We start from the raw sequence: 8,535 nt of genomic DNA, 5'->3' as shown, positions 1-8,535 counted from the left end.
GTTATACGTCAAACTCCTTCTCTACGTTTGTTTTAGGGCCTTGTTTTATATTTGGAATGACAATTTTCGCTCTTGCACTCGGTGTAAGACCAAACTCAACAGCCAAAGCCTTCATTTGTTCATGCAATTGCTTCTTCTTTGTAAGTAGTGGATGGGGAACTTTATTGGTTTCAGCTGCCTTATTTGTATATTCAACAAGAAGTCCTTCTTCTCGTATAATTTTGGTGCATTCAACATAGTCAGAGTAAGCATCGCAATACGTTGCTAATGCATTCACATCTATGTTTGTAATAACATCTAGCTCTAGTAATTCACCAGCAATCCGTCTAAATTCTTTCTTAGCAATTGAATCTAACCACGTTGGTGGTTTTACCTTGTCCTTTTTTGCTTGTAACTGTTTTTCGGCTTTTAATCGCTGCTCAATTTCATCTTTTGTCAATCGATTTGTATTACCTTCTAATAAATGCAAATGAATCGGTTTCGCTTTCCTTCCTATGTGAACCACCTCCCTCGGCTGAACCCCCTTTTATGGAATAAAACGAACTTTTTGCACGGAAAGCTAGGCGGCGGTCTCCAGGAAGTCGCCTTTTGCTTTTTTATAGTGGGGGGATGCTTATGATTTTTTTCTTTCGAATTATTTTTTGTTTTTCTTCTCATCTTCTTTTGTTTTCTTGTTATGGCAAGCATGGCAAAGTGTTTGTAAATTAGATGGTTCTAATCGTTTCGACCAATTAACACGGATAGGAATGATATGATCGACTACATCACCTATCTTAATGATGTCCTTGCTTCTACATTGAACACATAAGCCATGATCTCTACGATAAATAAGCTCACGCATATCCTTCCACAATCTTGAGTTGTAGAATGAACGTGAGCTTTTATTTCGAATATGTTTGTCATAATATTTTACTGTTTCTTTTTCCTTTTTAATATGTTTAGCACAATACTTATCCCGTGTTAGTTCGTTGCAACCTAACGACTTACACGGCTTGAATGGTTTACTTGGCACCTTCCATCCTCTTCCTCAACCGTTTCATTTCATCCTCGATTATCAGATTATTTTTATTAATCCGTTCGTGACACTTTGTAATGTCAGCTTGATGCTTACGAACCTTATCGTTCACATATGCAGCAACATGTTCATTTTTACAATGAGGACAAATAAAGAAACATTTCTCAATTCTTTTTGGAAGTTGCTCTACTTGTGGTTGCATATCGTAATCCTTATTACAGTTAGAACAATAGACTTGCATCTATCATCACTCCCTATTCTAAACAAATTCATCCATTGCCTTACTTAACAAACTGATCATCGCTTCTCTCTTTTGCTTTGGTGTTGTATTATCTTCCAACTCATTAAAGATTGGAATTACACTTTCTAACTTCTGTTTATCAATACATTCATTTACAAGGTCCTGTCCTAACATTGAAATGAATGTACCAATTGCAACCGCTTGCTCTTGTTTTGTTAGTTTCATTATTCGTCACCCTTTTCGATTAAATGCTCCAGACCTTCTAACGCTTCTCCACCATTCAAGCATATCATCACATTTCTAAAAATAGTAATTACATCATCTAATGATTGGATTTTATTTGGAACAATCTTATATTGCTTTAAAGGTTTAAGTGTCATTGTTTTACCTTCCATTATTCATCCTCCTTCAAAATAAAAATTTCTAATTAAACGCTTTGATTACCAAGTGTTTTCCTATTCTATAATTTGTAGGATTACCTTCTTTTTTGTCGAATTTGTAGAGTGTAAGGAGGTGATAACATGAAATTAAATCAAGATTGTATTCGTTCTGTTCTTTTGGAACTAGAAGAAAAATTAAACCTAGGTCAACACATTCATCTTCATCAATTAAAAGAATTTAATACTTTTAATAAATACGGTGAAAACGAATCTATATACGCCATTTTAAAACTTATAGAAGCTAGATACATAAACGGCTCTTACCAGTTTGATGGAGATGAAATTTATGCTCTAGGAATAGGATCGATTACTTTTTCAGGGCATGAATTCCTAGATACTATTAGAGACTCAAAAGTTTGGGCTAAAACAAAAGAACTTACTAAAAAGTTATCTAGTGTTCCTTTAAGCGTACTTTCAGCAACAGCTGTAAAAGTGACAACTGGTTTTATAGGATTATCTTAACTATGTTCACCATTTAAGTACCCGTGTTTACTTAGAAACCGTTCAAATTCTTCTAAAAATATCTTGTACTTATTTGGCGAATAATCATTACTCATAAAAGTCAGTTCAAGATTGAACTGACTTTTCATTTCGGTTCCTATAGTCGGATTGTCAATAGAATACCCTTTCACCCAAACTGCTGTATGTGTATCCACTTTTTCTGTTAAAACCGGCCTATGGTATGCCGTCATATAAACCATCCTCTCCAAAATAAAAAAGCACCCAAATGGATGCTTTGATTTATATTATTAATTCAATTACGGTACGTGAAGTTTTAAAATTCTTCCAGTTACTTAATAATGATCTGCTGATATTCATCATCAATATTAAGTAACTGGAAGAAGAGCAAAAGCTCTCCTTAATAACGGTACCATTCAATCGTTACCATCTGCTGGTTTCGTATTTTATATGCACCATTATGAAACCGTCTAGACAACATATAGATTATAAAGGAATCTTTATGAGTTGTGTTTTCCGCCACTTCTCACAATACAAATATATCACGTTGATTCCAAAACAACCGGCACATTCACTGCCAAAAAGCGGTCACGACTCTGCCACTTTTTTATAATTTTATTTTTTTTATAAAAGCTTCTGCTCTAGCCGGTCTAGAAATAAGTTCTTCAACTGCATAGTTTAATAGTTCAAACAACTGGTATGCATATTTTGACTTATCATCTACTTTTATTTCCCCCGGATGAACCGCCGCATTTCCAACTAATCTTACTGCATGAAGTGCATCGTTTATAGGCTTTGAAAGTTTACCTTGGTTATTTAATAGTTTGATATTTTCATATATTGATTTATCCTTAGGACATTTCAATCCTTCTATAAGTAATTTTTCGACTGCTAACCTCAACAATGCACACGCTGACCTAGGAGATAGATTTACAACTTCTCTTGCCTCACTGTATAACTTTTTAACCTCTCCTGGCATATCTTCATGTGGATCTTCTATTGTATGGCAATTTGGATAGACAATCTTATTGTCCTTCCAAATTAAATACTCCGAACATATAGTACAAATACTCATATCTACATGCCACTCTCCTGGTGCAAACACTAGATATTTCTCGTCTTCTGGTACTTCCTTAATCTCTTCACCAGATAAAGCTAACCATGATTCATGTACTCCTCCTTGTATACGAATTTTATAGAAATATGTAGCCTCCTCTAACGCAGGTTCTTTTTCGTCACCAGATTCAATTGCTATATACCATTTATGTCTCGTTTTACTTTTACAATGTGGACACTGAAATACATCCAATAAAAATTTCGGTTCTACATTTTGCTTATTCATTTGAATCCTCCCTTTGTTTAATAAAAACACAGTATATAAATTACATAATACCATTAAATCTTAATTCACTTACCCATATCTTATATTGTGTGTAACTAATCTAAACGCTACAGCCCTTGATATCAATAGCTTCATAGCACTTTCTCTTTTGAGTTACACAACACAATAAAAATGAGTAACTGTATAGAATAGGGTAGCACCACACATCCATCAACTTAAGGAGAATAAACGCTACCAAAACAAAAAAAGCCCCAAATTTTTCTTGAAAATAAGTTGGGGCTTTTGAAACAGAAAAGTATATTTTTAACTATGAAAAATACGATAAATTTTTCCTTTTTTCCTACTTGCTAAATTCAGCAAGTAAAATTTTTTTAAAAGGATTAGGACTGTCAGTTCTACCCAAACTATTCCAATTGACGACCAACGTATGCTTGCCTCCAAGTTTACCTCCAACAAGAGTTGTAAACCCTAGAATGCCACCTGTGTGTCCCCATATCGAGACACCGCTTGGAAGCTTAGTTTCATAGATTCCAAGACCATATCCATCGATTCCTTCTTTTCCTGTAGGAACTGTAGTAAGCATTTGTTTTAGTTGCTGTTCTTTCAGTAATTTGCCACCGAGCAAGTAAGAGAAAAATTTGTTTAAGTCGTCAGCAGTAGAAATCATATCTCCAGCAGAGCTACCTGCACTTGGGTTATAATAAGTAACGTCTTTTAGCTCACTTGCTCCGTCTGGTTGGACATATCCACGTGCATGGTTAGTGCCTGGAATAACGCTTGAATTGCCTGGTAGGAATGTATTCGACAATTCAAGTGGTTCAATAATTCGATTTTCAACCTCTTCCGCATAGCTGTTTCCAGTTACTTTTTCAATAAGGATACCCAGTAATACGTATCCTGTGTTTGAATAAGACCAGCCCTTTCCTGGAGCAAAGTCTGGGGGAAAAGAAATCCCCATCTTCACTAACTCTTCAGCCGTATACGATTTTTTTGTATCCGTAAAATCAACGTCTTTTGACCTTGAGTATTCAGCGATACCACTTGTATGGTTCAATATCTCCCGGATAGTAATCTTGTTACCATCATATCCATTTCCTTGAATGACACCAGGCAACCAGTCTTCGATGTGGTCGTCTAGCTTCAGGCGATTCTCTCCAACTAATTGAAGTACAACTGTTGCGGTGAACGTCTTCGTCACACTCCCAATGCGAAAGCGAAAATCTGTTTTCATTGGTTTCTTGGTTCTCAGATCCGCTATTCCAGCGGCATACCCCCACGTTTTTCCACCCTCAGAAGTTTTAGCAAGTATCCCCGGGTATCCAAATTGCAATGTATCTCGCATTGCTTGCTTGACGGAAGTACGATCTCGTTGAGTATTTGTTTGTAACGAACTAGATACATTTTGAGTAGGCTCTGCTTTTACAATTGAGGTTGGTGTTGTATATAACAGGGAACTTCCAGCTATTAAAAGGGCCAGACTTGCACATGTAATTTGACTACGTATTTTCATAAGGCATTCCTCTCCTCTATTCATATTGTATAAGTGTTTGCTTACGGATCCTTACTTCCTGAAAAGACTTAGGGAAAGGCCCTCACGCATATAGATTAAAGCCCCAGTACAAAGGTATCTATCAATACCAACAATTTGAGCCAGTTAAATCTCCATCCCTTCTATAACAAAATTATTCAAAGGTATGAAAGCATATTATGTACCCTTAGTTATTGTTAGGATTAACACAACATGAGACATAGCCCCAACCCATATTTTACTTTATTTATCCATGATATGTATTGAGAAAGAATGTAAATTCGAATCCTTTCCGTACCCCAACTATTAATCGTTTTTTTCATCTATTATAATTAGTTATTTTGAATTTCATAATAAAAAACTGTAAAAAAATAACGAGTCCCTTAACGTACAGGAAGCGGTTGAAAAATATGTCTAAACGCACAATTTTCTTTTTTGATATGGTGACCCCATCGCAATCAAGCTAAGGTTTTGAAGTACCCACTAAATGAAATTTCTCTTTCTCTATAGTTAGTTATTTTGAGAAGTCAGCTCATTTTTTGTTTTTTGGGTGTTTACTTTTCTTAAGTTGATGGATGTGGGGGAGCACCACATGGTCATCAACTTAAAGTTTTAATATACCAGAAATCAGGAATATTTTATTCTGTTAGCTTGATAGCGATAGGGTACAGCCAACATTTCGGAAGCTATGTATGTTAGACGAATTTTAACCTAAAAAAGTCGAATTCTTGTACGTGAAGTGCAGTGATATTTCATTCATATAATCCGTATTATCTGAAGTTAATAAAGTCTTTTACACTCTCTTCTTTAAGAACGTTTCCATAATATCCTTCCTGAATCTTTCATAATCAAACTGAAAAGCTACATTATGCGTTTTATAACCTGGATTAGTAACAAAACGAAAGTCTGCAATGCTTTGACCAAACCCTTCCCCTTGATCAGGAATTACTTTAATGGGTACTCTCGAAAGGCTAACAGCCTCTCTATTTAGCAAATACCACACTGTTACAAAATCATGCATAGGACTTCCACTTATACCTGGATTAGACTTGGAGTAAAAATTATAATAATAATCTAACATAGGTTTAATGATGAGTCCTGCAAGATCCTGTGTATTCCGATGAAATGCATCGATTTGCTCGACCATTTCGGTTGTAACAATCGCATGTTGGGTCACATTTAAAGGGATAATTGTCAAGTTCTTTGCATGTTGCAGAATTAAGTTTGCTGCATAAGGGTCTGCGTGAAAATTAGCTTCAGCCACAGCAGTTACGTTACCTGGATAGAAAAAAGCTCCCCCCATGCAAATGCATTCTCTTACATTTCGCATTGTTTCTAAATTTAATACAAAAGTCGTAGCTAGCGAAGAAAGTCTTCCTAAATTAATAATGGTAAGATCTTCTAAATTTGATTCTATAATTTGATAAATATCATTTAAAGGATAAACTGGATATGAAATTTCAGGTGGAATAATAGGTCCTAATCCAACTTTTCCATGTACCTCAGGGAAATACTGAATTAATATACCTGTCAACGGTACAGAAGCACCAAGGAATACAGGTATTTCTTCTCTTCCCGCAATGTACTTTAAATAGTTAATATTTCTTATTACATTTTCTCTTGATACATTTCCATAATCGGCCACAATTCCTACAAGTTGAATGTCTTTACGAAAAAAGGTGTACAGTATAGCAAACGCATCATCAATCCCCAAATCTGTAAACAGGAGAACCTTTTTTTGCATATCTCTTCCTCCAAAATTTATAGAATTCTACTTTCGCCAATGATGTAGTGATTAGACTACGCTTGTATATATATTTTTTATGTATTCTTAAAGAGTGGATTCTATTCACTTGAAATAGCTTTGCTCATCTAAATTTGATTTTATGTTCAAACGTAAGTTTCAGTTCTTAAGTCGATAAGCATGTGTTGCTATCCTTGAACAAAAAAGCAATGATTAGATTTTAAACCTAGTCATTGCTTTATCCATTGCATCTTGGTTTACTCCTATATATCTTAACGTTACTCGCTCACTTGAATGATTGAATATCTCCATCAGCAAAGCTATGTTCTTTGTTTGCATGTACATATGATATCCAAATGTCTTACGTAATGTATGTGTCCCAATCTCTTCTAAACCAAACTTTGCTGCTGTGGTACTAAGTATTTTATATGCCATGCTTCTTCCGATTGGTCGATTCTTTCCTTGTCTGCTCTTAATTATATACTCATAGTCTTCCATATCTTCAATGTAACACTTTAACTCTCTTCTTAATGCTGCAGTAATGTGAATACGTTTCTGCTTACCTGTCTTCATTTCACGCATTGATATATGGCTGCCATTTAAATCTCCAACCTTCAGTTTTAAAATATCACTAATACGTAGCCCTGTATTAATTCCTATTACAAACAAAATATAATTGCGTTCATTCTTTTCTTTTAGATATTCTTTAATTTGTTGTATTTGCTCTGAATCACGTATCGGTTGAACAAAATTCATTATTTATTACCTCCAGTTTCTTCTGTCTCATAAACTTCTAATCCTAGTGCAAAAGCAAGTTTATAAAACGCTTTAGACTTCCAACGTCGATAAGTGCGCTCTGACATCCCTATCTCGTTATAAACCATGTAGTCACACACATCCTCTTCTTCTAAATAACGTTTATAAATAATATCTCTTTGAATACTTCCTGCACGTCCGTTTCCTAATCGATTTAGAAACTGATCAATACTTAATGACATTTTTTCAAGCCACTCTTCTCGTTTGCTTTGTTGAATATTTGCTATAGCAACATCTTCCAATGGTTTTCCAACTGTATGTGTAGGACCATGCTCACGTATTTCATAAGAAGGAGTGACTTTCATTTCTTTACGCATCATCCCAAATTGTCTATGTATACGTATACTTTCCAACACACGTTCTAATTCCTCTTGTGTTGCTGTTCTATCGATTTTTGGTAAGAAAGATAATTGTTTAGTCATGTAAGACCACTCCCTTTTATTTTTAATTATTTTTGTCTTAACGCTCCACGTCTGCGTTCATAACGTGGTCCATGAACTCCCATTAACTCTTCAATTTCACGAGTGCAAAATTTCTCTTTTCTTTTTTTCTTCTTTTTCTTCTTTACGTGATTTGATTGCTTTTTCCATTCACGTAACTGATTCTTTAATCCCTTCATTTCCCCATCTCCCTTTTCAAAATAAAAAGGACACCTATTCCTAAAACAGCTTGAATTGCTGCTTTAATGAATTGGTGTCCTCTAGTTTTCTAGCCGGACGATATTCGATTTTCATTTACTTGATAATACCTGCTTGTACAAATATGTTCCTCCAAGCTTTATTAACTTGGTATTTATCTACGTCTTTCGCACGACGAGCAATCGCTTTTCTTGTTTTCCGTTTCTTTAAATTAGCCATTCTCCTAACCTCACTTTCTACTCAAAGGATTATTTTGTTCAGTTTCTTATAAAGTGTTAATATTCTTCATAAAGGAGGTCTACTAATGAAAAA

General features: G+C 34.9%; 14 protein-coding genes. 1 reads left to right on the top strand and 13 read right to left on the bottom strand.

Annotated elements, in window-relative coordinates; genetic code table 11:
• Nucleotide 1: 1 nt before the first annotated feature.
• From QCI81_RS26890 to QCI81_RS26870, 5 genes are all read right to left on the bottom strand, one after another.
• On the bottom strand, nucleotides 2-505 hold the full coding sequence (locus tag QCI81_RS26890; RefSeq protein ID WP_016081472.1) for a phage terminase small subunit P27 family: 504 nt from the start codon (nucleotides 503-505) through the stop codon (nucleotides 2-4).
• Nucleotides 506-634: 129 nt separating this feature from the next.
• The gene (locus tag QCI81_RS26885; protein ID WP_353810938.1) at nucleotides 635-1,012 is read right to left on the bottom strand and encodes an HNH endonuclease; all 378 of its coding nucleotides are present in this window, start codon (nucleotides 1,010-1,012) and stop codon (nucleotides 635-637) included.
• Nucleotides 1,002-1,256: a hypothetical protein gene (locus tag QCI81_RS26880; protein ID WP_224413895.1), complete on the bottom strand. Its 255-nt coding sequence runs from the start codon at nucleotides 1,254-1,256 to the stop codon at nucleotides 1,002-1,004. Before QCI81_RS26880 ends, QCI81_RS26885 begins: the two co-directional genes overlap by 11 nt.
• Nucleotides 1,257-1,274: 18 nt before the next feature.
• The gene (locus tag QCI81_RS26875; protein ID WP_098649151.1) at nucleotides 1,275-1,481 is read right to left on the bottom strand and encodes a hypothetical protein; all 207 of its coding nucleotides are present in this window, start codon (nucleotides 1,479-1,481) and stop codon (nucleotides 1,275-1,277) included.
• The gene (locus QCI81_RS26870; protein WP_353810937.1) at nucleotides 1,481-1,651 is read right to left on the bottom strand and encodes a hypothetical protein; all 171 of its coding nucleotides are present in this window, start codon (nucleotides 1,649-1,651) and stop codon (nucleotides 1,481-1,483) included. The genes QCI81_RS26875 and QCI81_RS26870 overlap by 1 nt, the downstream gene beginning before the upstream one ends.
• A 126-nt stretch (nucleotides 1,652-1,777) precedes the next feature.
• On the opposite strand from QCI81_RS26870, the gene QCI81_RS26865 reads away from it, so the two are divergent.
• Nucleotides 1,778-2,158: a DUF2513 domain-containing protein gene (locus tag QCI81_RS26865; protein ID WP_353810936.1), complete on the top strand. Its 381-nt coding sequence runs from the start codon at nucleotides 1,778-1,780 to the stop codon at nucleotides 2,156-2,158.
• On the opposite strand, the gene QCI81_RS26860 is transcribed toward QCI81_RS26865, so the two are convergent.
• The 8 genes from QCI81_RS26860 to QCI81_RS26825 form a co-directional block, all read right to left on the bottom strand.
• A complete protein-coding gene (locus QCI81_RS26860) occupies nucleotides 2,155-2,388 on the bottom strand; it encodes a hypothetical protein (protein ID WP_353810935.1) in 234 nt (77 codons plus the stop codon). The two genes, QCI81_RS26865 and QCI81_RS26860, sit on opposite strands and share 4 nt — an antisense overlap.
• 374 nt (nucleotides 2,389-2,762) lie before the next feature.
• Nucleotides 2,763-3,497: a DUF4145 domain-containing protein gene (locus QCI81_RS26855; protein WP_180358537.1), complete on the bottom strand. Its 735-nt coding sequence runs from the start codon at nucleotides 3,495-3,497 to the stop codon at nucleotides 2,763-2,765.
• 340 nt (nucleotides 3,498-3,837) lie between these two features.
• The gene (locus QCI81_RS26850; RefSeq protein ID WP_016081850.1) at nucleotides 3,838-5,007 is read right to left on the bottom strand and encodes a serine hydrolase domain-containing protein; all 1,170 of its coding nucleotides are present in this window, start codon (nucleotides 5,005-5,007) and stop codon (nucleotides 3,838-3,840) included.
• Between the two features lie 811 nt (nucleotides 5,008-5,818).
• Nucleotides 5,819-6,769, bottom strand: coding sequence for a nucleoside hydrolase (locus QCI81_RS26845; protein ID WP_053564380.1), 951 nt, complete (start codon nucleotides 6,767-6,769; stop codon nucleotides 5,819-5,821).
• A 213-nt stretch (nucleotides 6,770-6,982) separates the two neighbouring features.
• Nucleotides 6,983-7,525: a site-specific integrase gene (locus QCI81_RS26840; RefSeq protein ID WP_353810934.1), complete on the bottom strand. Its 543-nt coding sequence runs from the start codon at nucleotides 7,523-7,525 to the stop codon at nucleotides 6,983-6,985.
• On the bottom strand, nucleotides 7,525-8,007 hold the full coding sequence (locus QCI81_RS26835) for an ArpU family phage packaging/lysis transcriptional regulator (protein WP_353810933.1): 483 nt from the start codon (nucleotides 8,005-8,007) through the stop codon (nucleotides 7,525-7,527). The genes QCI81_RS26840 and QCI81_RS26835 overlap by 1 nt, the downstream gene beginning before the upstream one ends.
• A 26-nt stretch (nucleotides 8,008-8,033) precedes the next feature.
• On the bottom strand, nucleotides 8,034-8,204 hold the full coding sequence (locus tag QCI81_RS26830) for a hypothetical protein (RefSeq protein ID WP_089171106.1): 171 nt from the start codon (nucleotides 8,202-8,204) through the stop codon (nucleotides 8,034-8,036).
• 115 nt (nucleotides 8,205-8,319) lie between these two features.
• Nucleotides 8,320-8,442: a DUF3983 domain-containing protein gene (locus QCI81_RS26825; RefSeq protein ID WP_097887941.1), complete on the bottom strand. Its 123-nt coding sequence runs from the start codon at nucleotides 8,440-8,442 to the stop codon at nucleotides 8,320-8,322.
• Nucleotides 8,443-8,535 lie beyond the last annotated feature (93 nt).

Source organism: Bacillus cereus group sp. MG20 (assembly GCF_040459885.1).
In the GTDB taxonomy this organism is placed as follows: Bacteria; Bacillota; Bacilli; order Bacillales; family Bacillaceae_G; genus Bacillus_A; species Bacillus_A cereus.
Note: the sequence above shows the minus strand (reverse complement) of the source record. Positions and strands in the feature narration are given on the sequence as shown.

Excerpts from the sequence above, each read along its gene's own strand:
- QCI81_RS26845 (WP_053564380.1), bottom strand. The coding sequence starts at position 6,769 with ATGCAAAAAAAGGTTCTCCTGTTTACAGATTTGGGGATTGATGATGCG.
- QCI81_RS26825 (WP_097887941.1), bottom strand. The coding sequence starts at position 8,442 with ATGGCTAATTTAAAGAAACGGAAAACAAGAAAAGCGATTGCTCGTCGT.
- QCI81_RS26870 (WP_353810937.1), bottom strand. The coding sequence starts at position 1,651 with ATGGAAGGTAAAACAATGACACTTAAACCTTTAAAGCAATATAAGATT.
- QCI81_RS26860 (WP_353810935.1), bottom strand. The coding sequence starts at position 2,388 with ATGACGGCATACCATAGGCCGGTTTTAACAGAAAAAGTGGATACACAT.
- QCI81_RS26840 (WP_353810934.1), bottom strand. The coding sequence starts at position 7,525 with ATGAATTTTGTTCAACCGATACGTGATTCAGAGCAAATACAACAAATT.
- QCI81_RS26830 (WP_089171106.1), bottom strand. The coding sequence starts at position 8,204 with ATGAAGGGATTAAAGAATCAGTTACGTGAATGGAAAAAGCAATCAAAT.
- QCI81_RS26865 (WP_353810936.1), top strand. The coding sequence starts at position 1,778 with ATGAAATTAAATCAAGATTGTATTCGTTCTGTTCTTTTGGAACTAGAA.
- QCI81_RS26835 (WP_353810933.1), bottom strand. The coding sequence starts at position 8,007 with ATGACTAAACAATTATCTTTCTTACCAAAAATCGATAGAACAGCAACA.
- QCI81_RS26850 (WP_016081850.1), bottom strand. The coding sequence starts at position 5,007 with ATGAAAATACGTAGTCAAATTACATGTGCAAGTCTGGCCCTTTTAATA.
- QCI81_RS26880 (WP_224413895.1), bottom strand. The coding sequence starts at position 1,256 with ATGCAAGTCTATTGTTCTAACTGTAATAAGGATTACGATATGCAACCA.
- QCI81_RS26855 (WP_180358537.1), bottom strand. The coding sequence starts at position 3,497 with ATGAATAAGCAAAATGTAGAACCGAAATTTTTATTGGATGTATTTCAG.
- QCI81_RS26875 (WP_098649151.1), bottom strand. The coding sequence starts at position 1,481 with ATGAAACTAACAAAACAAGAGCAAGCGGTTGCAATTGGTACATTCATT.